This is a genomic window from Crossiella sp. NPDC003009 (assembly GCF_053591555.1).
Genome location: NZ_JBSFUA010000008.1, coordinates 105,773 through 127,070, shown reverse-complemented (window position 1 = coordinate 127,070; position 21,298 = coordinate 105,773). Strand labels below are relative to the sequence as shown.

20 protein-coding genes and 2 pseudogenes are annotated in these 21,298 nt (G+C 72.5%); 6 read left to right on the top strand and 16 right to left on the bottom strand.

Annotated features, from left to right (window positions below; genetic code table 11):
- Nucleotides 1–372, bottom strand: coding sequence for a VOC family protein (locus ACWDY5_RS11715; RefSeq protein ID WP_449722177.1), 372 nt, complete (start codon nucleotides 370–372; stop codon nucleotides 1–3).
- 56 nt (nucleotides 373–428) lie between these two features.
- Here ACWDY5_RS11715 and ACWDY5_RS11710 point away from each other — a divergent pair, with 56 nt between their 5' ends.
- Entirely contained in the window at nucleotides 429–878 is a 450-nt protein-coding gene (locus ACWDY5_RS11710; protein WP_449722176.1) for a MarR family winged helix-turn-helix transcriptional regulator, read from the top strand.
- Here ACWDY5_RS11710 and ACWDY5_RS11705 read toward each other — a convergent pair.
- The 9 genes and pseudogenes from ACWDY5_RS11705 to ftsH all read right to left on the bottom strand — a co-directional run bounded on the left by ACWDY5_RS11705 (nucleotide 875) and on the right by ftsH (nucleotide 9,698).
- A complete protein-coding gene (locus ACWDY5_RS11705; RefSeq protein ID WP_449722175.1) occupies nucleotides 875–2,533 on the bottom strand; it encodes a DUF6779 domain-containing protein in 1,659 nt (552 codons plus the stop codon). The two genes, ACWDY5_RS11710 and ACWDY5_RS11705, sit on opposite strands and share 4 nt — an antisense overlap.
- A 109-nt stretch (nucleotides 2,534–2,642) precedes the next feature.
- Nucleotides 2,643–3,101, bottom strand: coding sequence for a DUF3180 domain-containing protein (locus ACWDY5_RS11700; RefSeq protein ID WP_449722174.1), 459 nt, complete (start codon nucleotides 3,099–3,101; stop codon nucleotides 2,643–2,645).
- Nucleotides 3,098–4,498, bottom strand: coding sequence for a hypothetical protein (locus tag ACWDY5_RS11695; protein ID WP_449722173.1), 1,401 nt, complete (start codon nucleotides 4,496–4,498; stop codon nucleotides 3,098–3,100). The genes ACWDY5_RS11700 and ACWDY5_RS11695 overlap by 4 nt, the downstream gene beginning before the upstream one ends.
- A gap of 9 nt (nucleotides 4,499–4,507) precedes the next feature.
- The gene (gene folK / locus ACWDY5_RS11690) at nucleotides 4,508–5,005 is read right to left on the bottom strand and encodes a 2-amino-4-hydroxy-6-hydroxymethyldihydropteridine diphosphokinase (protein WP_283662616.1); all 498 of its coding nucleotides are present in this window, start codon (nucleotides 5,003–5,005) and stop codon (nucleotides 4,508–4,510) included.
- A 4-nt stretch (nucleotides 5,006–5,009) separates the two neighbouring features.
- Nucleotides 5,010–5,399, bottom strand: coding sequence for a dihydroneopterin aldolase (folB, locus tag ACWDY5_RS11685; RefSeq protein ID WP_449722172.1), 390 nt, complete (start codon nucleotides 5,397–5,399; stop codon nucleotides 5,010–5,012).
- Nucleotides 5,396–6,280: a dihydropteroate synthase gene (gene folP / locus ACWDY5_RS11680; RefSeq protein WP_283662615.1), complete on the bottom strand. Its 885-nt coding sequence runs from the start codon at nucleotides 6,278–6,280 to the stop codon at nucleotides 5,396–5,398. Before folP ends, folB begins: the two co-directional genes overlap by 4 nt.
- 5 nt (nucleotides 6,281–6,285) lie before the next feature.
- Nucleotides 6,286–6,627, bottom strand: a pseudogene (gene folE, locus ACWDY5_RS11675) (GTP cyclohydrolase I); the annotation flags it as partial.
- A 513-nt stretch (nucleotides 6,628–7,140) separates the two neighbouring features.
- A pseudogene (locus ACWDY5_RS11670) lies at nucleotides 7,141–7,398 on the bottom strand (GTP cyclohydrolase I); the annotation flags it as partial.
- Nucleotides 7,395–9,698 (bottom strand): ATP-dependent zinc metalloprotease FtsH, encoded by a 2,304-nt coding sequence (gene ftsH / locus ACWDY5_RS11665; protein ID WP_449722171.1) that lies wholly within the window; start codon nucleotides 9,696–9,698, stop codon nucleotides 7,395–7,397. The gene ftsH and the pseudogene ACWDY5_RS11670, both read right to left, overlap by 4 nt.
- Nucleotides 9,699–10,132: 434 nt before the next feature.
- Here ftsH and ACWDY5_RS11660 point away from each other — a divergent pair, with 434 nt between their 5' ends.
- Nucleotides 10,133–11,842, top strand: a complete 1,710-nt coding sequence (locus tag ACWDY5_RS11660; protein WP_449722170.1) for a substrate-binding domain-containing protein — start codon at nucleotides 10,133–10,135, stop codon at nucleotides 11,840–11,842.
- On the opposite strand, the gene hpt is transcribed toward ACWDY5_RS11660, so the two are convergent.
- The 4 genes from hpt to dacB form a co-directional block, all read right to left on the bottom strand.
- Nucleotides 11,843–12,397 carry a hypoxanthine phosphoribosyltransferase gene (gene hpt, locus ACWDY5_RS11655; protein WP_252483079.1) on the bottom strand — a complete coding sequence of 185 codons (555 nt, stop codon included), beginning with the start codon at nucleotides 12,395–12,397 and terminating at the stop codon, nucleotides 11,843–11,845. It lies immediately after the preceding gene.
- A gap of 16 nt (nucleotides 12,398–12,413) precedes the next feature.
- On the bottom strand, nucleotides 12,414–13,373 hold the full coding sequence (gene tilS / locus ACWDY5_RS11650; RefSeq protein ID WP_449722169.1) for a tRNA lysidine(34) synthetase TilS: 960 nt from the start codon (nucleotides 13,371–13,373) through the stop codon (nucleotides 12,414–12,416).
- Between the two features lie 4 nt (nucleotides 13,374–13,377).
- Complete coding sequence (locus ACWDY5_RS11645; protein ID WP_449722168.1) at nucleotides 13,378–14,451, bottom strand: zinc-dependent metalloprotease; 1,074 nt, start codon at nucleotides 14,449–14,451, stop codon at nucleotides 13,378–13,380.
- Nucleotides 14,452–14,518: 67 nt separating this feature from the next.
- Nucleotides 14,519–16,066, bottom strand: coding sequence for a D-alanyl-D-alanine carboxypeptidase/D-alanyl-D-alanine endopeptidase (dacB, locus tag ACWDY5_RS11640; protein WP_449722167.1), 1,548 nt, complete (start codon nucleotides 16,064–16,066; stop codon nucleotides 14,519–14,521).
- Between the two features lie 182 nt (nucleotides 16,067–16,248).
- Here dacB and ACWDY5_RS11635 point away from each other — a divergent pair, with 182 nt between their 5' ends.
- On the top strand, nucleotides 16,249–16,743 hold the full coding sequence (locus ACWDY5_RS11635) for an inorganic diphosphatase (protein WP_252483075.1): 495 nt from the start codon (nucleotides 16,249–16,251) through the stop codon (nucleotides 16,741–16,743).
- A 73-nt stretch (nucleotides 16,744–16,816) separates the two neighbouring features.
- On the opposite strand, the gene ACWDY5_RS11630 is transcribed toward ACWDY5_RS11635, so the two are convergent.
- Together ACWDY5_RS11630 and ACWDY5_RS11625 are read right to left on the bottom strand one after the other, a co-directional pair.
- Nucleotides 16,817–18,487, bottom strand: a complete 1,671-nt coding sequence (locus tag ACWDY5_RS11630) for an MDR family MFS transporter (RefSeq protein ID WP_449722166.1) — start codon at nucleotides 18,485–18,487, stop codon at nucleotides 16,817–16,819.
- On the bottom strand, nucleotides 18,488–18,979 hold the full coding sequence (locus ACWDY5_RS11625) for a MarR family winged helix-turn-helix transcriptional regulator (RefSeq protein WP_449722165.1): 492 nt from the start codon (nucleotides 18,977–18,979) through the stop codon (nucleotides 18,488–18,490).
- Between the two features lie 168 nt (nucleotides 18,980–19,147).
- On the opposite strand from ACWDY5_RS11625, the gene ACWDY5_RS11620 reads away from it, so the two are divergent.
- The 3 genes from ACWDY5_RS11620 to ACWDY5_RS11610 all read left to right on the top strand — a co-directional run bounded on the left by ACWDY5_RS11620 (nucleotide 19,148) and on the right by ACWDY5_RS11610 (nucleotide 21,190).
- On the top strand, nucleotides 19,148–19,603 hold the full coding sequence (locus ACWDY5_RS11620) for a DUF4442 domain-containing protein (protein ID WP_449722164.1): 456 nt from the start codon (nucleotides 19,148–19,150) through the stop codon (nucleotides 19,601–19,603).
- Nucleotides 19,604–19,767: 164 nt separating this feature from the next.
- Nucleotides 19,768–20,544: an excalibur calcium-binding domain-containing protein gene (locus ACWDY5_RS11615; RefSeq protein ID WP_449722163.1), complete on the top strand. Its 777-nt coding sequence runs from the start codon at nucleotides 19,768–19,770 to the stop codon at nucleotides 20,542–20,544.
- Complete coding sequence (locus ACWDY5_RS11610) at nucleotides 20,534–21,190, top strand: hypothetical protein (RefSeq protein WP_449722162.1); 657 nt, start codon at nucleotides 20,534–20,536, stop codon at nucleotides 21,188–21,190. The genes ACWDY5_RS11615 and ACWDY5_RS11610 overlap by 11 nt, the downstream gene beginning before the upstream one ends.
- Nucleotides 21,191–21,298: the final 108 nt, after the last annotated feature.

Sequence of the window (21,298 nt, the reverse complement as noted above, 5' to 3'; positions counted from 1 at the left end):
TCAGGCCCGGTCGTGGATGGTGACGGCGTACCCGTCGGGGTCGGTGAAGGTGAACGTGCGCCCGAACGGGCCGTCCACCGGCGCGACCGGGATCGGCACCCCCGCGGCGACCAGCTCGTCGTGCAGGGCCTGGGCGTTCTCGGCGTGCAGCCACAGGGCCACCCCGACGCCCGGCCGAGGGATGGCGGCGTCCAGGTCGACGCCGGGCAGCGGTTCGCGCACCGCGAACGGGATCGGGCTGGTGTCGAACACCACCGCGGCCGGCGGGCTGGGCTGCCGCCTGCGCAGCCCGAGGCGGGTCTCGTAGAACTCGGCCGCGCGGTCCAGGTCGCGGACCTGCAGGGCGAGGAAGTCCGGTCCGGTGACGGTCATGTGCGTGCTCCCTATGTCAGGACATTGACATAGGGAGTATGTGTCAAGATCCTGACATGAGTCAAGGAGAACCGGTCGGCGAGCTGACGGAGTCGGTGGGTTACGCGCTCAAGCAGGCCGCCGCCGCGCTGCGCGCCGGGATGGACGCCGCGCTGCGGCCGCTGGAGCTCACCGTGCCGCAGTACGCCTGCCTCGAACTGCTCGGTCAGCGCCCGGGGCTGTCCAACGCCGAGCTGGCCCGCGGCGCGTTCGTCACCCGCCAGTCCATGAACGGGGTGCTGCGCGGCCTGCAGGAGCGCGGCCTGGTCACCCGGCCGGCCAGCGCGCCGCACGGGCGGGCGCTACCCACCGAGCTCACCGCGGCCGGGCGCGAGCACCTGCGCCGGGCCAGCGTGGCGGTGCGCGCGGTCGAACGGCGGATGCTCACGCCACTGACGAGTGCGGACCAGCGGCGGTTGCACGGTGATCTCACCGCCTGCGCGGCGGCGCTGACCCCGGAGAGCTAGTCCTTGCGACGGCGGCGGCGCGGCGGCTCGGTGTTGCCGTGCGCGGCCAGCAGTTCGCTGACCGACTTGCCGCCACCGCCGTGCGCGCCGGTGTCCGGGTCCACCTTGGGGCGGCCCGCGTCGTCGGAGAGTTCGGGGTTCCAGCCGCCCATGGCGTCCCAGGAGCTCTCCGGCTTGCGGCGGCGACCGCCACCGGCGTCCTCGGGCTCGGGTTCCGGTTCTGGCTTGCGGCGGCGGCCCGCGGCGGTGGCCGGGGGCTCCTCGTACTCGGGTTTGCGCCTGCGGCCCTGGGGTTCCTCGCCCTCGGGCTTGCGCCTGCGGCCGGTGGACTCGGCGTCCCAGGAGGAGCCGGTCGACGGGGAGCCGGCGTCGAACGCCCAGGACGGGGTCGCGGCGGGCTCGTTGGGTTCCGGGTCGGGACGGTAGCGACGGGCCACCGCCTCAGTCTGGTCGATCACCGAGGGCTGACCGGTCCCGGGGTGACGATCACCGACGGTGGGCAGCACCTCGGGGCGCTCGGCCGGGCGCGCGGGCTGGGCCGGGCGCTGCACCTGGCCGCTGCCGATCACCTCGCCGCGGGTCACCGCGGGTTCCGGGCGGGACGGCCGGGCGGGCGGGGTCTCGGTCCAGGTGGACGCGCCGCCGTCCAGCTCGGCCACGATGGAGGCACTGGCCGGTTCCGGGCGGCGGAACTCCGGGCGCTGCGCCGGCTGCGGCTTGGCCGGCGGCTGCGGCTGGGCCTGCCTGGTCAGCCGGGCGGTCTCGGCGAAGGCCGGTTCCGGCTCGCGGCGCTCCGGCTCACGGCGTTCGGGTTCGCGGCGCGGCTGCTGCCGGTCCCGCTGCACGTCGGGGCGGCTGGGTTCCGGGGTGGTCTGCTTGCGCGGCGGCACGTGCTGGCGCTGCGGGGCGGCCGGGCGGTTCTCCCGGCGCTGCGCCTCGGCGCGCATGGCCTCCTTGGAGACGAAGGCGGTGCGGGCGGCGTCGGCACGCACTTCCGCGGGCGGCTGCTCCTTGCGCTCGGGGCGCACCGCGGGGATCAGCTGGGTGCTCTCCTCCTGCCGGGTGGCCTGCGCGCGCACCGGCTCCACCGTGCCCGCGGTGATCTTGCGGATGCGCTCCTCGGCGGAGGCGATGACCCGGTCGGAGCGGTCGGAGATGGCCAGGCGGCGGGACTGGTCGGGCAGAGAGCGCATGCGGGTCGACTCGGCGCGTAAGGCCACTCGTTCGACCAGCACCTCACCGCCCAGCAGCGCTTCCAGGTTCTCCCGCAGCGCGCGCAGCTCCTTGCGCAGGTCGTCCAGGTCGCTGCGGGACTCCGCCTCGATCCGCTCCCTGGTCTTGGCCTCGAAGTCGAGCTCGTACTCGCGCCGGGCGGCGACCTCGCACTCCAGCTCCAGCTCGTAGACCCGGTGCAGCTCCTCGGCGCGCTGGGCCCGCTCGCCGGCCTGCTTGCGGTACCGCGCGGCGGCGAAGGCGCCGACCAGGGCCGCCCACAGGGCCGCGACCACGCCCAGCCGCAACCATCGGGCATCGTCGCTGACCACGAGCACTGCCGCGGCGGTCGCCGCCAGGAGCAAAACCGCTCCGAGCAGCAGCATTCCGTTACCGCGGGCCATGCTGCGAGGCTCGGCGGTCGAGTCGCTGCGGCCGTTCATGACCCCTACGGTACCCGGGAGTTATCCGTTCGAGACCTGTCCACCAGGTTCCGGATTGGTAATGAAGTCGATCCGGGGACGAAAAAATCAACGGACAGCGATCTCGCCATCACGGTGCGTCCCGGTCTTCCGGCAGGTCCGGCGTGCGGCAGCAGTGCTCCAGCCACAGCCCGGCGGCGATCAACGCGGCCGCGCTGACCGCGCCCAGCACCGCGGGCACCAGGTCGTTCTCGGCCGCGGCCAGCTGCCCCTGCAACGGCAGCACATAGGCGATCATGCCCAGCCACACCCCGAGCAGCACCGCCCCCGCCAGCGAGGACGCCTTGGCCAGCGCGACCGAGCGGGCGGCCACCAACGGCTCCAGCACGCGGGCGTGCGGACGGCGCTGGATCCGGCCGCGCAGCACGAACCCCCACCAGAGCTCGCCGAGCGCGACCGGCAGCAGGGTGGCCCCGGCCAGCACCGGCACCCTGGGCACGTAGCCGTAGGCCAGCCGCAGTGCGAGATAAGACACAACCGCGAGCACCAGCCCCGGCACGACGAGGTCGCGGGCCCTGGTGAACCTCATATGCTCCCCATTCCCTCGGCCACCCCGGCCATCGGCTCGGCGATGCGCTGGTTCAGCGGCACCGCCAGGAAGAACTCGCGCAGCTCGGGGTCCAGCGAGTTCGCCTTGGCCCGCACCAGCTGCCGGGCGCGGGCCAGGGTCTCCACCGCGGCGTCGGCGCGCCCTGAACGCCGCTGCGTCTCCGCGTGCCAGTACAGGATCTCCTCGCCGCGCACCGTCGGCAGCGGGCCGCGCCTGGCGTAGAGCTCGACCGCGGCCGCGCTGGCCGCCTGCGCCTGCGGCAGCTCGTCCATGGCCAGGTGCAGCCGGGCCAGCAGCGAATGCGCCAGCACCTCGCTGCGCACCATGGACACCCGCTGGCAGCGTTCCAAGTTGGCCGCCAGCAGCTCCTCCACCGCGCCCAGCACGTCCGCCCGGCGGCCCGCGGTGAGCAGCAGGCCCTCGGCGTAGAGGTTGCACACCAAGGTGGCCACGGTCACCGAGGGCGTGCGGCCGGTCTCCGCCCACGCCGACTCCAGCACGTGCACCCCGGCGGCCAGGTCGCCCAGCTCCACCCGCAACCGGCCGAACAGCGCCAGGTTGTAGGCGTGCCACGGATCCGGCGCGCCGTCGCCCAGCCCGACCGCCTCGGTCAGGGTGTCCGCGGCCGGGTCCCACAGCCCGATCGCCAGCTGCGCCTTGGCCAGGTGGTTCAGGGCGATGGGCAGCAGCGAGGCCGACTCCGGCTCGGCGCGCAGCCGGGCCGCCACGAACTCCAGCCTGGTCTTGGCAATGCCCAGGTAGCCGGCGTCGAACTCGCCGACGCCGATCTCCAGCTCGGTCCGCCGGAACGCCCCGCGCAGCACCGTGGACCGGCTGCCGGTGATCTCCGGGCTGGCCTTGGCCCGCTTCTCCGCCTCCAGCAGCACCGCCAGCCCGGCCCGCAGGTCCCGCTTGGTCAGCTCCCGGCCATAGGCGGACAGGGTGAGGAACTGCACCACCGCGTCCCCGCTCTGGCTGGCCAGCTCCACCGCCCGCCGCTGCACGGCCAGCGCCGCCTCCACGCCCTGGGTGCGGTGCAGCACCCGGCCGGCCACCGAGGCCGCCCTGATCCGCAGCTGGAGGTCGCCGATCCGGGCCGCGGCGGCCTCGGCGTCGGCGGCCCAGCGCTCCACCGGGTTGGCCGCGCGGTACTCCGGGCTGCGGCTCCAGCGCGGTTCGGTGAGCAGCAGGAGCAGTTCGAGCAGCTCCACCCGCAGCCGGTCGGTCTCCTCGGAGAGCGGGCCGGGCAGCTCGGTCAGGCCCTCCCGGCACACCGCCTCGGCCTCGGCGTCCTTGCCCCGCTCGGCCAGCGACCGCGCGGACCGCAGCGCGGACTCCGCGAGCAGCACGGCCTCACCGGGGCGGTGGTGCGTCACCTCGGCCTCCTACGCCGGCGGGAGCGTGAGCGGAAGATCATCCCGCCTGCGCACCCCGTCCAGCGACAGCGCGGCCAGCAGCGCGGCGACCGGGCCGTGGCCGGGCAGGACCGCGGCGGGCTCGACGTCCAGCCAGGGCGCGAGCACGGTGGCCCGCTCCGGGGTGCCCGGATGCGGCAGCAGCAGGTCGGGGTGCGCCGAACGCACCCCGTGGACGGTCACCACGTCGACGTCCAGGGTCCGCGGCCCCCACCGCAGGGTCCGGACCCGGCCGGCCGCATTCTCCAGTTCCTGGCCACGGCGCAGCCACCCCCACTCGTCGGTGGCCGGATCTTCGACCAGCAGCACCGCGTTGAGGAAGTCGTCCTGGTCGGTCACGCCCCACGGGGCGGTCTCGTAGACCGGCGACACCGCCCGCACCGCCGCGCCGAAGCCGTCCACGGCGAACTGGAGGTGACCGAGCCGGTCCCCCAGGTTCGAGCCGAGGGAGAGCACCGCGGCGCTCATCGGCTCAGAAGTCCACGGCCGTTTTGCCGCGGGCCCGGCGGGACCGCCGGGCGGTGACCGCGACATCGGCGAAGGTCAGCGGGATCGGCGCGGACGGCTTGTGCACGGTGACCTCGGCGGCGTGCACCCGCCGGTCGGTCATCACCTCGTCGACCACCCGCGCGGCCACCGTCTCGATCAGGTCGTACGGCTCGCCGCCGACGATCGCGGCGGCCCGCTGGGCCAGCGCGCCGTAGTCCAGGGTGTCGGCCAGGTCGTCGGTCTCGGCCGCCACGTCCAGGTCCAGCCACACCGTGATGTCGATGAGGAAGTCCTGGCCGTCCCGCTTCTCGTGCTCGAAGACGCCGTGGTGCCCGCGCACCCGCAGGCCGGTCAGCGTGATCCGGTCGGTCACCGATCCCCCTTCTCCGCCGTGACCGGCGCGCGCACGCCGCCACGAGCCCAGGCCGAGGCCACCGCGACCGCGTCCAGCGATCCGTGCACGTCGTGCACCCGCACCCCCCACGCCCCGGCCGCGGCGGCCAGCGCGGAGACCGCGGAGGTGGCCGCCTCGCGGCCGTCCGGGCTGCGCGGCGAACCGCCGGGCCCGGCCAGCAGGCTACCCAGGAACCGCTTGCGGGACGCGCCGACCAGCACCGGGAAGCCGAGGTCGATGAGCTGGTCCAGGTGTTGCAGCAGGGCCCAGTTGTGCCGGTCGGTCTTGGCGAAGCCCAGCCCGGGGTCGATCACCAGCGCCTCCGGGGCCACTCCGGCGGCCAGCGCCGCGTCCACCCTGGCGGAGAGCTCGGCGCGCACGTCGGCGACCACGTCCCGGTAGCTGGCCAGCAGGTCCATACCTGCGCTGTGCCCGCGCCAGTGCATCAGGATCCACGGCACGCCGGCCTCGGCGACCACCGAGGCCATCCGCTCGTCGGCCAGCCCGCCGGAGACGTCGTTGACGATGCTCGCCCCCGCCGCCAGCGCGGCCACCGCCACCTCGGCGCGCATGGTGTCCACACTGACCAGCACACCCTCGGCGGCCAGCTCCCGGATCACCGGCACCACCCTGGCCGCCTCCACCTCCGGCGCCACCCGCTCCGCACCCGGCCGGGTGGACTCCCCGCCGACGTCGACGAGGTCCGCCCCCCTGCGGTGCATCTCGATGCCGTGGGCCACCGCGTCCGCGGTGTCCAGGTAGCGGCCACCGTCAGAGAAGGAGTCCGGGGTCACGTTGACCACGCCCATGACGACACACCGGCCGGGGTCGGGCAGCAGCCGATGCAGCGCCGCTCCCATCACGTTCACCGTCCCTTGATCAGCTCCAGCGCCTCGGCCCGAGAGGAGGCCGAGGTCTTCAGCAGACCACGAACGGCTGACGTGACGGTGCGCGACCCCGGTTTCCGGATCCCGCGCATCGCCATGCAGAGGTGTTCGGCCTCCATCACCACGATCACCCCGCGCGGATCCAGCTTGCGCACCACCGCGTCGGCCACCTGCGAGGTCAGCCGTTCCTGCACCTGCGGCCGCTTGGCGTACAGGTCGACCAGCCGCGCGATCTTGGACAGGCCGGTGACCCGGCCGTGGGCGTTCGGGATGTACCCGACGTGCGCGACCCCGTGGAAGGGCACCAGGTGGTGCTCACAGTTGTGCGTCAGGTGCCCGGCCACCAGGAAGGTCGGGTGCGGGTCGCAGGTGAAGCTGTAGACGGTCTCGACGGCGTGTACCGGCCGCACCGACAGCACCCGGGTCCAGCGGGAGTCGACCAGTTCGGTGCGGTGCGAGTCCATGGCGAACCCGTGCCGCAACGTCCAGTCGTCCGCACCCGCGAGCACCGGTGCCCGGACCGCCGCGTGCGCCAGCGGCCGCGCGAGCCGCGCGCCGAGATCCACCAACGGCGTCCACTCCAGACGGCTGCCGCCGACGTCCTTGGCCTCCTGCCAGCCCTCCGGGGTCGCCAGCGGGTGGTCCGGGGTCAGGACGAAGCGCCCTTCCTCGGTCGTCACCTCGACCAGCTCACGGGCTGGGCGGGCGGTGACCTCGGTGACCTCGGTCTGCCGCACCCTGCCGTCGGCCAGCGTCCACAACCGGTCGCCGATGCGGACGTCCCTGGCCGCCTTGCGGCCGCCGACGGCGTTGACCGTCTGCTTGCTCGGCACGCAGGTCGAGTACATCGGGATGTCCTTGACCAGGACCAGTTCCTCGTGGGACTCGTCGAAGGTCTTGTTCAGCACCGAGTCGGGTTCGGTGTACAGGCCCGCGAACATCTCGCGGTAGGCGCGGGCGACCCGGGCCGGGGTGTCCTTGAGGCCATCCCGGTCCGGGTCCTCGCCACAGGCCAGGAGCAGTTCGCGGACGGCCGCCTCCGCGCGGGTGTGGTCGAAGGCGGGCCGTCCTTGGTGCTTGTCCGTGTTCAGCGGTTGCCGTCCGGCGGTTCGGAGTCGATCGGCCGGGTGGTGCTGGGGTCCCGGTTGTCCGTCGGCTTGTTCTGCGGCTGCTCGGCGGGCTGGCTGCCCGGCTGCGGCTGCTGGGCCGGCCACTGCTGGCCGCCGGGCACCGTGGCCGGGGTCCAGCCGGGGGGCGCGCCGTAGTAGGGCGGGCCCGCCGAGGGGACCGGCTGGGTCGGCTGGGCCGACCAGCCAGTCGGCGGCTGCGGCGGGTACGGGTTCGGCGCGGGCGCGCCGTTGGGACCCGGTTCCGGCTGCGGGTAGGGCGGGCCGCCGGGCAGGTCGTTGCCGCCGGGGACGGTGGCGACCGGGGTGGGCGCCTCCTCCTGGACCGGGGGCCACGGCTCGCCGCGCTCCTTGGCCAGCTCGCCGGGGGTCTTGATCGGCGGGCGGTCCGAGGGGGTGCGGTCGCCGAAGTCGTTGAACAGGGTGATCCGCGGGCGCTTCTCCACCGACTCGAAGATCCGCTCCAGGTCCTTGCGCTGGAGGGTCTCCCGCTCGATCAGCTCGCGGGTCAGGTCGTCCAGGACGTCCCGGTAGGTGTTGAGCACGTCCCAGGCCTCGTCGTGCGCGGCCTCGATGAGCTTGCGCACCTCCTCGTCGATCTCGTGCGCGACCTCGAGGGAGTAGTCGGCCTGGTGGCCCATGGAGCGGCCGAGGAACGGCTCGCCCTCGTTCTTGCCGTACTTCACCGCGCCCAGCCGGGAGCTCATGCCGTAGTCGGTGACCATCGCGCGGGCGATCTTGGTGGCCTGCTCGATGTCGCTGGAGGCTCCGGTGGTGGGCTCGTGGAAGACGAGCTCCTCCGCCGCGCGGCCGCCGAGGGCGAAGACCAGCCTGGCGATCATCTCCGAGCGGGTCATCAGCTCCTTGTCGTCCTCGGGCACGACCAGCGCGTGTCCGCCGGTGCGCCCGCGGGGCAGGATGGTGACCTTGTAGACCGGCTCCAGGTCGGGCATGGCCCACGCGGCCAGCGCGTGCCCTGCCTCGTGGTAGGCGGCGATCTTCTTCTCGCGTTCGGAGATGATCCGGCTCTTGCGGGCCGGACCGCCCACCACGCGGTCCACCGACTCCTCCAGCGCGGCGGCGTTGATCAGGGTGCCGTTCTGGCGGGCGGTGAGCAGCGCGGCCTCGTTGATCACGTTGGCCAGGTCGGCGCCGGAGAAGCCCACGGTGCGCTTGGCCAGCGAGTCCATGTCCACGTCGGGGTCCAGCGGCTTGCCCTTGGAGTGCACGTGCAGGATCTGCCGACGGCCGCGCATGTCAGGTGCGGCCACCGGGATCTGCCGGTCGAACCGGCCGGGACGCAGCAGCGCGGGGTCGAGGATGTCCGGCCGGTTGGTCGCCGCGATCAGGATGATCCCGCCGCGGGAGTCGAAGCCGTCCATCTCCACCAGCAGCTGGTTCAGCGTCTGCTCGCGCTCGTCGTGCCCGCCGCCGAGGCCGGCGCCGCGGTGGCGGCCGACCGCGTCGATCTCGTCGACGAAGACGATGCAGGGCGCGTTCTGCTTGGCCTGCTCGAACAGGTCGCGCACCCGGGAGGCGCCGACGCCGACGAACATCTCCACGAAGTCCGAACCGGAGATCGAGTAGAACGGCACGCCGGCCTCACCGGCGACCGCGCGGGCCAGCAGCGTCTTGCCGGTGCCGGGCGGGCCGTAGAGCAGCACGCCCTTGGGGATCTTCGCGCCGAGCGCCTGGTAGCGGCCGGGGTTCTGCAGGAAGTCCTTGATCTCGTAGAGCTCTTCCACCGCCTCGTCGGCGCCCGCGACGTCGGAGAAGGTGGTCTTGGGCATGTCCTTGGACAGCTGTTTGGCCTTGGACTTGCCGAAGTTGAGCACCCGGTTCCCGCCGCCCTGGGCGTTGTTCATCATCCAGAGGAACAACAGCAGCAGCAGGCCGGCCGGTATCAGGTAGAACAGGGCCTGCAGGAGCACGGACTCCTGGGTGACCTTGACGTCCCAGCCGCCGGTGACGCCCTTGGCGTTCTCCAGCTGGCCCAGGATGTCGTCCGCGCTCTGCGCGGGGAAGTAGGTGATCAGCTTGTCCTTGCCGTCGACCGGGTTGGTCAGGCTGACGCGGAGCCGTTGCTCCTTGTCCTCGAGGACCGCTTCCTTGACGTTGCCGTTCTTCAGCTGCTCGATGACCTTGGACGTGGTTACTTGGGAGAAGCCACGTGCGTCATCGAGCAGGACGCTGAACGCGTAGTAGAGCAGCAACGCCGCGACGATCCAGATCAGCGGGTTGCGGAGCAGGCGCTTGCGGTCCATTAACGTGCGGCCGCGGGGCGGCCTCCACCCTCCCTGACTTGCGTGCCGGGCAACGGAGCACCCGCCGCTGACGCGGAGCGGGAAACCATCGTCCGACCAGCGTACCGCCCATGGTGTAGCGGCTCGGTGAGCGGACCGGCCGCCCACGGACTGTTTCGCCTTGCCAACGGCCGAGTGCCCACTCTGGTTCCCCAGGTGACCCAGGTCTCGCCGGCGTGACCCCCACCACTGCGAGCTGGCCCGTTCGGTTCAACCCCGGTCGCTGAACGCTGGAGGCCACTGATCCGTACGAGTGAGGGCGAAGGCGGCCGCTTTCCACGGAGGGGTGAACGTGTCATTCTCCGTGATCGCAGAAGTCGGGGTGCGAAAAATTCTCCACCATATCAGGTGGAAGTTAGTGCAGGATTTTCTATACGGAAGGGTCTCGAAGGGCCATGTCTGGTCGTCACCAGCTGTCCAGGCCCAGCGCCGGTCTGAAGAGGGCCGCACTCCCCCTCGGCGCGCTGCTGGGTGTTGTCGTCGCGGCCGGGGCCACCGTGGTCGCGCTGCGGCTGTGGGACCCGGCAGGCGGCTGCGCGGGCGAGCTTCCGCTGTACGTGACCGCGGCCGCCGCGGTGGAGCCGGTGGTCAAGGCCGCCGCGGACGAGTTCCACCAGGGCAGGCCCTCGGTGGCCGGCAAGTGCGTCAAGGTGGAGGTGCGCCCGCTGAACTCCGCGGACGTGGCCGCCGAGATCACCGGGCCGACCATCCCAGGTCAGAAGGTGCCCGCGCTGTGGATCCCGGACTCCGCGCTGTGGGCCCAGCGGGGCAAGCAGCAGGTCGGCTCCTCGGCCGCGCCCAGCTCGGTGGCCTCGATCGAACCGGGCCAGTCGCTGGCCAGCTCACCGCTGGTGGTGGTGGCCGGGCCGGGCACCGGCGAGAAGCTCGGTGGCGTGGTGTCCTGGCGGAAGGTGGTCGACGGCGGCGTGGCCACCTCCATCGGCGACCCGGCAGGCACCACCGAGGGCCTGGCCACGCTGATGCTGATCCGCTCGCTGCTGGGCAACGCCGACGGCAGTCCCCGGCCGGAGCTGGTGGCCGCGCTGCTGCGGGTGGGCCGCAACACCATGCCGCTGGTGCGCGACGGCTTCGACAAGCTGGCCGGCGAGCCGGAGACCGCGCCCGCCTTCTCCGCGACCGAGCAGTCGGTGATCGCGCACAACCGGCGCGGGGTCGGCGCCAAGGCCACCGCGTTCTACCCGGAGGAGGGCACCATCGCCTTCGACTACCCGCTGACCAGGGTGGCCAGCAGGGAGGAGGCGCCGGGCACCGGGGAGGCGGCCGAGTCCTTCGGCCGGTTCCTGCGCAACGAGAGCACCGGCAAGCGGTTCCGGGACGCCGGTTTCCGCGACCCCGGCGGCCGCGCGGACCAGGCCTGGGCCGATGCCGGGGTCAGCACCAACCCGCCCTCACTGCTGCCGCTGCCCACCCCTGACCAGGCCGCCGAGGTGTTGCGCACCTACAGCGCGGTGACCCTGGACGCCCGGATGCTGGCGGTGATCGACGTCTCCGGCTCGATGGCGGCCAAGGCGGGCAACGGCCAGTCCCGGATCGAGCTGGCCCGCGACGCCGCGAGCACCGCGCTGGGCCTGCTGCCGGACACCACGCACATCGGCCTGTGGGCCTTCTCCACCGACCACGCGCCGAACCGGCACTGGAGCGAGCTGGTCGGCCTGGGCGCGCTGGCCGAGCCGATGGCCGGGATGAACCGGCGGGCCGCGCTGGGCGTGGCCGCGGCCACCCTGCCCGGCAAGGTCAAGGGCAACACCGCGCTCTACGACACGCTGCTGGCCGCGGTGCGCACGGTGAAGAAGGACTTCGACAGCAAGCGGGTCAACTCGGTGGTGCTGATCACCGACGGCGCCAACGACAACCGCTCCGGCCTGGACCTCAACGGCCTGGTGCAGACGCTGACCGCGGAGGCCGACCCGGCCCAGCCGGTGCCGGTGATCGGCATCGGACTCGGGCCCGATGCCGACCTCAACGCGTTGCAGCAGGTCGCGAAGGTGACCGGGGGCAAGGCCTACGCGGCGCGGGAGGCGACGGACATCCGCTCGGTGCTGATGGACGCGCTGATCCAGCGCCGCTGCCGGCCGAACTGCTGATCAGGTGGTGTAGACCTTGGGATCCAGGGTGCCGATGTAGGGCAGGTCGCGGTAGCGCTCGGCGTAGTCGAGGCCGTAGCCGACCACGAACTCGTTCGGGATGTCGAAGCCGACGTACTTGACCGGCACGTCCACCTTGACCGCGTCCGGCTTGCGCAGCAGCGTGCAGACCTCCAGCGAGGCCGGGCGGCGCGAGGCCAGGTTCTTCAGCAGCCAGGACAGGGTCAGGCCGGAGTCAATGATGTCCTCGACGATCAGCACGTCCCGGCCGGCGATGTCCCGGTCCAGGTCCTTGAGGATGCGGACCACCCCCGAGGAGGAGGTGGCGGAGCCGTAGGAGCTGACGGCCATGAAGTCCAGCTGGACCGGCACGGGCAGCGCCCTGGCCACATCCGCCATGAACATCACCGCGCCCTTGAGGACGCCGACCATCAGCAGGTCCGAGGAGCGTCCGTCAGTCGGGTAGTCGGCGGCGATCTTCGTCGCCAGCTCGGCGGTCTTCTCCTGGATCTGCTGCTCGGAAACGAGCACGGAGGCAATGTCGCCCTCGTACACCGCGGCTTCCCCTCAGTCACAAAGAACGGTCGAGGACCAGCCTGTCATGCGCGCGCCCGGCCACCAACCCGCCGGGCACCGCGACGCCCCCTTGACCACGCCAATCAGCCACCAGGGCGTCCACGGAGCGCAAATGGGCGTCGGTGAGTTCGCTCACACCCGCGCCGAGCAGCCAGCCGCGCAGCACCCGGCGGCGCAGTGCGGCGGGTGCGGCCTTGAGCGCGCCGACCGCCAGTCCGTCGCCGTCGCGGGCCTGGCCGAGCAGGTCGGCGGCCAGCTCGTCCAGGGCCTGGCTGTCCTCGCGGAGCTGGGCGGCGGTGCGGGCCAGCGCGGCGGCCACCCCGCCCTGCAGCACGTCCTCCAGCAGCGGCAGCACCTCCTGGCGCAGCCGGACCCTGGTGTAGGCGGGGTCCAGGTTGTGCGGGTCGGTCCAGGTGTCCAGGCCGAGCGCGGCACAGGCGGCCGCGGTGGTCGTCCTGGACAGGCCGAGCAGCGGGCGGCCCCACGGCGGGTCCAGCTCGGCCATCCCGGCGATCGAGCGCGGCCCGGAGCCGCGGCCCAGGCCCAGCAGCACGGTCTCGGCCTGGTCGTCCTCGGTGTGCCCGAGCAGCACCAGCGCGTGGTCCGGCCGGGCGGCGCGCAGTGCGGCGTAGCGGGCGCGGCGCGCGGCGGCCTCCGGACCGCCGGGTCCGGTGACCTCGACGGTCAGCACGCTGGCCGGCGCGCCGAGCTCGCGCAGCTGGTCGGCGGCTCTGGCGGCCACCTCGGCAGAGCCGGGCTGGAGCTGGTGGTCGACCACCAGGCCGTGCACGGCGAGCCCGCGCTTTCGTCCACAGTGGACAGTCGCGGCGGCGAGCGCCAGCGAGTCCGCGCCGCCGGAGCAGGCCACCGCCACCGATCCGGTGACCGGGTGGCGGTCCAGGAACCGGCGGACCGCGGTGCGGACCGCGGCCACCGCGGGGTCGGGCGCGGCCAACGACTCAGCCGAGCACGCGGCGGATCCAGGCGTCCGGATCGGCGATCTCGGCCCGGCTGGGCAGGGTCTCCGGCGACTGCCAGACCTGGTTGAACGCGGCCATGCCGACCCGGTCCACCACGTGCCCGGTGAAGGCCGAGCCCTGGGCGTACTGGCGGATCTTGGCGTCCACGCCGAGCAGCGCGCGCAGCACCCGGTCGGCCACCCCGCGTGGGTTGCGGCGCACGGTGAACCGGGAGCGGATGGTGGCCACGCTGGGCACCACGGCCGGTCCGGCGGCGTCCATCACGTGGTCGGCGTGCCCCTCCAGCAGGGTGGACAGCGCGATGATCCGGTCCAGCACGGCCCGCTGCCTGGGCGACTGCAACAGCTCGACCAGCGCGGCCTGGCTCTCCTCGCCGTCCTTGCGGCGGGCCGAGCGCAGCGCCTCGCCGACCCGGGAGAGCAGTCCGGCGGTGGCGTCGTCCATGCTGGAGAGCAGGGTGCCGACCTGGGCGGCGAAGTGCGCGCGCAGCCAGGGCACCGCGGTGAACTGGAGCCGGTGGGTGGACTCGTGCAGGCAGACCCACATCCAGAAGTCCTCTTCGGGCACCCGCAGGGCCTGTTGCGCGGCCACGATGTTCGGCGCGACCAGCAGCAGCCTGCCCTCGCCGTCCGGCCCGCCGAACGGGTCGTACTGCCCAAGCACCCTGGTGCTCAGGTAGGCCAGCACCATCCCGGCCTGCACACCCGCGGTCCCGGCCAGCACGCCGCCGCGCCAGCCGTCGGCGCCGCGGGGCAGCGCGTGGTCGGTGAGCGCGGCCAGGCCGTCCACCGCGCCGCGCACCCAGGCCGGGCGGTCCACGACCTCGCCGGGCAGCAGCGGCAGTTCCAGGCCGAGGCCGGTGATCTGGCGGACGTGTCCCTCCGCGGCGACGGAGAGCTCCCGCATCCCGCGCACGGCCGCCTGGGCGGCGTCGCGGGCGATGACGGGCCCAGGGCGGAGCAGCCGCTGAGCGGTCGCCGTGGCGACACCCCAGTCGACAGGCCCCGGCCCCTCGGCCGGATCCAGTGGCCGTGCGGCCGATCCCGCGTTCACCCCTGGGACGCTACCCGCCGACCCCCGTGATCGTCATCGGCCAGCCGGTGAACAGCGTGGTCACGTTCTAGCCGCAGCCGCAGCGGCGCAGCGCGGAGGCCAGCGTGTCCAGCGCGTCCCGGGCCGGATCGCTGGCCGCGCCGGTGGCCATGAAGGAGAAGACCAGCAGCCTGCCGTCGTTGGTGGTGACGATCCCGGCCAGGCTGTTCACCCCGTCCAGGGTGCCGGTCTTGGCCCGCACCCAGCCGCGCCCGCCCGCGGCCTGGCCCTTGTCGTAGCGCTTGGCCAGGGTGCCGGTGCCACCGGCCACCGGCAGGCCGGTGAGCATCGGCCGCAGCTTGGCCGCGCGCGCGTCGGTGCCCGAGGCGGCGGCCAGCAGGGAGCTGAGGAACTTGGCGGACACCCGGTCCTCGGTGGACAGGCCGCTGGCGTCGGACATCTTCACCCCGGTGACGTCCAGCCCGTTGCGGGAGAGCGTGTCCAGGGTGGCCTTGCTGGCCCCAGCGAAGGAGGGCTCGTTACCGGTGCCGCGGGCCAGCTCCCTGGCCACCGCCTCGGCCAAGATGTTGTCCGAGGTGGACAGGAAGGCGGCGACCAGGCGGGGCAGCGGCGGCGAGTCGACCTTGGCCAGCACCTTGGCGCCCTGCGGCGCGGAGCCGGCCTCGATCGCCGGGTTGCCGCCGAGCCGCTTGGCCAGCTCCTGGGCGGCGGCCTGGGCCGGCTTGTCCGAGCGCGGGGTGGTGGAGGTGAGCGGGTCGCGGCGGGCGGCGTCGAGCATCAGCGGCACCAGTGGCGCGATGTGCCCGCCTGCCACGTCCACGTTCAGCCAGCCGGGGGCCATCGGCGGTCCGGCGAACCGGCCGACATCGATGATGATCTTGTTCACCGGACCGCCAGCCTTGGCCTTGACCTGCTCGACCAGGTCGTCCAGCCGGGCGGCGTCCGGGAAGAAGTAGGTGGGCTTGTTCGCGGGCAGCCCGGACAGCGTGGTGTCGCCGCCGCCGACCAGCACCACGGTGCCCGGCTCGGCGCCGGCCACCACGGTGGTGCTCAGCCTGGTCTGGTGGTCCAGGGCGAGCAGCGCGGCGGCCGCGGTGACCAGCTTGCCGGTGGAGGCCGGGGTGCGCGCGGTGCCCGCCCCGCGCTCCCACAGCACCTTGCCGGTGGTCCCGTCCAGCACACTGCCGGTCAGCTCGCCCAGCGCGGCGTTGCCTGCCAGCGGGTCCAGCGCCGCGGCCACGCCCTGCGCGCTGGGCGTGGGCGCCTGCGGGGGCAGCGCGCGCAGCGCGGCCTGCGGGTTCAGCGGCGCGGGCGGCGGCTGGGTGCCGAGGCCGCCCGGACCGCTGAGGCCGAGCTGCTGGGCCAGCCACGGGCCGCCGAGCACGCCACCCACGCCGAGCGCGGCCAGCAGCACCAGCACGGTCGCCAGCACCACCAGCTTCTTGCCACGTTTCCCCGGATTGGGTGGTGGTTCGGCCGCGGTGGCCACAGGCGGTGGCGGGCCGACCCGCATCGGCTGCGCAGGAGGGGCGCCGGGCACCGGCAGTCGCACCGTCACCTGGTCCAGGTCTGGGTTGACCTGCGGTGATGAGCCCTGCTGTTCGCCTCCGGTCACGCGTGTCCTCCTGCGGCGGATGGGGGAAGAAGTTCTGAAACCCGGTCAATGTCACACCGACCCAGACCCGCTCGACGGGCTTTCAGCGCGACTCGTGGTCCACACTAGACGGGTCTAGACACAGCTTCGCTGCGCCTGCTAGCCGGAGCCGTGCCGATCCGAAGAATCGAGCGAGGAACCGCGTGGAGTTCGACGTCACCATCGAGATCCCCAAGGGTGTGCGGAACAAGTACGAGATGGACCACGAGACGGGGCGCATCCGGCTGGACCGCACCCTGTTCACCGCCACCCAGTACCCGGCGGACTACGGCTTCGTGGACAACACGCTCGGCGAGGACGGCGACCCGCTGGACGCGCTGGTGCTCGTGCAGGAGCCGACCTTCCCCGGTTGCCTCATCCGCTGCCGCACCATCGGCATGTTCCGGATGACCGACGAGAAGGGCGGCGACGACAAGCTGCTCTGCGTCCCGGCCGCGGACCCGCGCTCGGAGCACCTGCGCGACATCCACCACCTGGCCGAGTACCACCGCCTGGAGATCCAGCACTTCTTCGAGGTCTACAAGGACCTGGAGCCGGGCAAGAGCGTGGAGGGCGCCTCCTGGGTCGGCCGCACCGAGGCCGAGGCCGAGGTCGTCCGCTCCTACGAGCGCCTCAAGACCGCTGACGGGCAGCACTGACGCCCAGCACACCGAACACCACAACGGCCCCGAGCGCGCAGTGCGCCCGGGGCCGTCGTCGTACTGAAGCTGATCAGCCGGCCAGTGCGGCCGCCGCGTGCTCCTCCTGGGCCCGGCGCTGCATGCCGGACTGGTTGGACAGCGGCTTCTCCTTGAGGAACCAGACCAGGGCGAAGGCCACCAGCATCACCATCGCGCCGGTGAAGAACACGGTGTCCATCGCGGAGGAGAAGCCGTCCTGGAACGGCCGCGCCAGCCTGGGGTCGAGGTTGATCAGGAAGGACGTGTCGTCCAGCGACGGCGCGCCGGCGCCGCCGTTGGCCATCATGTCCAGCACCGGCTTGTTGGCCGGGTTGGCCAGCACCGCCGGGTCGCGCACCGCGGCCAGGAACTCCGGGGTGAGCGCGGCCGAACGGAGAGCGCTGGCGATGCGGTCGCCGACCACCCCGAACAGGATGGACAGGAAGGCCGCGGCGCCGATGGTGCCGCCCATCTGCCGGAAGAAGGTCACCGAGGCGGTGGCCACGCCCATGTCCGAGGACGAGACGTCGTTCTGCACGGCCAGCACCAGGGTCTGCATGCAGGCCCCGAGGCCCCAGCCCATCAGCACCATGTAGATCGCGCTCAGCCACAGCGGGGTGCTGAACCCGATGGTGCTGAACAGCAGCAGCGCGGCCACGATCAGGCCGATGCCGACGATCGGGAAGGACTTGTACCGCCCCGTCTTGGCCGTCCTGGTGCCGGCGAACAGGCTGGCGGAGAGGATGCCGAAGGTCAGCGGCAGCATCATCAGGCCGGACTCGGTCGGGCTCATGCCCTTGACGATCTGCAGGTACAGCGGCAGGGACAGCAGCCCGCCGAACATGCCGATGCCGATGATGAAGTTGAGCCCGTTGCCCAGGCTGAACACCGAGCTGCGGAACAGCCGCAGCGGCAGCAGCGCCTCATCGCCCATCCGCCGCTCGGTGAGCACGAAGGCCACCAGCCCGGCCACGCCCAGCCCGATCAGGCCCAGGGTGAGCGGGTCGCCCCAGCCCCACTGGCGGCCCTGCTCGGCCACGATCAGCAGCGGCACCAGGCCGACGGTCAGCGCGGCCGCGCCGAGGAAGTCGATGCGGTGGTTGACCCGCTTGTGCGGGATGTTGAGCACCTTGGTGACCACGACCAGCGCGGCGATGCCCAGCGGCAGGTTGACCAGGAAGACCCAGCGCCAGCCCTCGACGCCGATGAAGCTGTCCAGCCCGGCGAAGAAGCCGCCGGCGACCGGACCGGCCACGCTGGAGATGCCGAAGACGGCCATGAAGAAGCCCTGGTACCTGGCCCGCTCCCGGGGCGGCAGCACGTCGGCGATGATGGCCAGCGCCAGGGACATCAGGCCACCGGCGCCCAGGCCCTGCACGGCTCGGAAGGCGGCCAGCTCGTACATCGAGTTCGCCACCCCGCACAGCGCGGAGCCGATCAGGAACAGCGAGATCGCGGTCAGGTACATCGGCTTGCGGCCGTAGATGTCGGACAGCTTGCCGTACAGCGGGGTCGAGATGGTGGCGGTGATCAGGTAGGCGGTGGTCGCCCAGGCCTGCACGGTCTGCCCGTGCAGCTGGTCGGCGATGGTGCGCATGGCCGCCGAGACGATGGTCTGGTCGAGGGCGGCCAGGAACATGCCCATCATCAGACCGGTCATGATGGCCATGATCTGGCGGTGGCTCAGGCCAACGCCGGATGGCGCGGTTGCGGTGTCTGACATCTACTTCTCCACTCCCGAACGGGCGTAGTCCACCAGTTCGGCGATCAGGCCGGGCATGTGCTCCTCGTAGGCGCCCACGAAGCGATGCAGCAGGGTGGCGAACTGCCGCCGGTCCTCCGGCGGCCAGTCCGACACCATGCTGGCGATCATCTCGTTGCGCCGGTCGCGGTGCCGGAGGAACAGCTCACGCCCGGAGTCGGTGGCGGCCAGCAGGGTGGCCCGGCCATCGACTGGGTCGGCGGTTCGTTCGACCAGGCCGTCCTTGACCAGTTGGGCCACCTGACGGCTGATCGTGGATGGATCGGAGTGGACGGCCTCGGCCAGCGCGCTGGACCGCAGCGGCCCGGTGTGCGCCAGCGTGGCGAGCAGAGTGAACGAAGTCTTGTCGATCCCCAGTTTTGCGCTCTGTGCCGCCATGCAGGCCGTTGCCCGGTTGAGCCGGACCAGGGCCATGCCGATCTCGTTGGCCTGGGCCAGTCCCGTCTCGTCCATGTGATCCTCTAGTTGCTTGCATCATCCAATTAGTTGCTGCATACAAGCATGCGACGAGAACTCTTATTCCGCAAACTATTTTTCGTGTGAGCTGGCTCGCCGCACGCTGCGCGCTCGCCTGGTCACGACGCTTCCCAAATGCGGTTACTCGTGAGTAACATGCCGGGCATGAGCGTGGACACCAGCCAGGTCGGCGAGCTGATGAAGCAGGTCGTGCCGTGGGTGCGCACCGTCGGCATCGAGTTCACCGAGACCAGCCCCGACCGCGTGGTGGTCTCCCTCGGCGATGCCGAGGAGCTGCGCAACCACGTCGGCGGACCGCACGCGGCGATGATGTTCGGCGCAGCCGAGACCGCCTCCGGCGCGCTGGTGCTGGCCGCCTTCGCCGAGCAGCTGGCGGTCGCGATCCCGCTGCCCACCAAGGGCCAGATCGGCTTCTACAAGCTCGCGCTCGGCCAGCTGACCGCGACCGCGACGCTGGGCCGCCCGGCGGCCGAGGCGGTGGCCGAGCTGGAGTCGGGCACCCGGCCGGAGATCCCGGTGCACGTGGAGATCACCAACGGCGAGGGCGTGGTCACCGGTGCGCTGGACATCATCTGGACCCTCAAGCCGCACTCGAAGTAGCGCCCACCACCCTTCCGGGGCCGGACCTGGCACGCGTTGCGTGTCCTGGTCCGGCTTTTTGTATCTGAGCGCCCTGTTCGGGGCGGGCATCGGTGCAAGGATTGTCACGGCTGGTGAACAGTGGTGAACTGCCCGGAGCCGAGTCGAGTCCGCCAGGAGAAGCGATGAGTGAGTTGCCCAGGGTCTCCGCGCTCCGCCGCTGGTGGTGGCGGGCCGCGACCTGGCAGCGACTGCTCAGCACCACCGGCGGCACCCTGGCCGTGGTGGCCATGATCAGCGCGGCCGGCTCGCTGCCGGTGCTGCCCGCGGATCAGGGCACCCCGCTGGCCGGTGGCGGCGAGGTGGTGCGGCCACTGAGCACCTCCAGCGGGACCACGCCGAGCATCACCGCGCCGCCGGTGGCCGGGCGCACCCCGGCCTGGCCGAGCCGGGTGCTGACCGTGACCAAGGTGCTGGACGCGCGCACCATCACCGGCACCGACGAGCGCGGCGACCCGGTGACCCTGCAGGTGGTCGACACCCCGCCGCCCAGTGCGCAGCCCGGCTGCACTGCGGCGGAGGCGGCCCGGTTCGCCGAGAAGGAGCTGCTGGGCAAGAAGGTTGGCCTGCTGGACCTGCGCGAGGACGCGGCCGGCCGGGCAGCCAGGCTGTTCACCGGCGGCCACGAGTACGCCCGGCTGCTCACCGACTGGCTGGCCGCCTGCCAACGGAGCGCGGCCACCAGCACCCCCAACGTGCCGACCACCACCGATCCCCCGCCGACCAGCGCCGGTCCGCCGCCGCCCACTGAGACGAAACCGCAGCAGACCACCCCGGCCGAGCCGTTCTACAAGAACTGCGGGCAGGTCCGGAAGGCGGGCAAGGCGCCGCTGCTGCGCGACCAGCCCGGCTACCGGGCGGAGCTGGACAAGGATGGCGACGGGGTTGCCTGTGACCAGTGAGCAGTCCGACGACGCGGCGGTCACCGCGTTGATCGAGTGGCAGCGGGAGCCTGGCCGGGCCTACGGCTGCCCGATCGGCCACGGTGAGCTGGCGCCCCAGCGCAACGGCTCCGGTTTGCTGCTGGTGTGCCCGGAGTGCGCGCACACCCTGCCGGTGGACCCGGTGCTGGTCACCGAGGTGCTCGGCGAGCGACCGCCGGATGAGGTGGAGCCACCACTGCTGCCGGACGGCCGCACCCCGCGCGGGCTGTGCGCCGACGGTCTGGTGCGCACCACCGGCTGGCTGATCATCGGCGGCCGCCCGGTGCCCACTCCCGCGCTGACCGCGCTGGCCGGGGCCGCCGTGCTCACCCCGGTGCTGGGCTGGCTCGGGCTGGCCATCGGCCTGGTGGCCGGTTTCGGCTGCTGGCAGCTGGTGATCTCCTGGTTGCAACCGGCCTCCCGGTTCACCGCCGGTCCGGCCGTGCTGGCCTCGGTGCTGCGGCCCGGCCAGTGGGCACGGCTCTACGGCAGCCTCGGCCCGGTCGGCCAGGTCTCCGGCACCGCGGCCACCGCCTCCGGCGACCTGGTGGTGCGCTTCCGGGGCGGCGCGCAGGTGGTCGCGGCCCCAACCGACGAGCTGATCACCGTCGAATTGCTCGACTAGCCGGACACTCACCCACTTGGTGGTAGACCAGGTGGTTTTTTCACCACACCCTAGAGATAACCGAGCGCATCCAATTAGTAACTCTCAGTTATCACTTCTCGTTGAGCT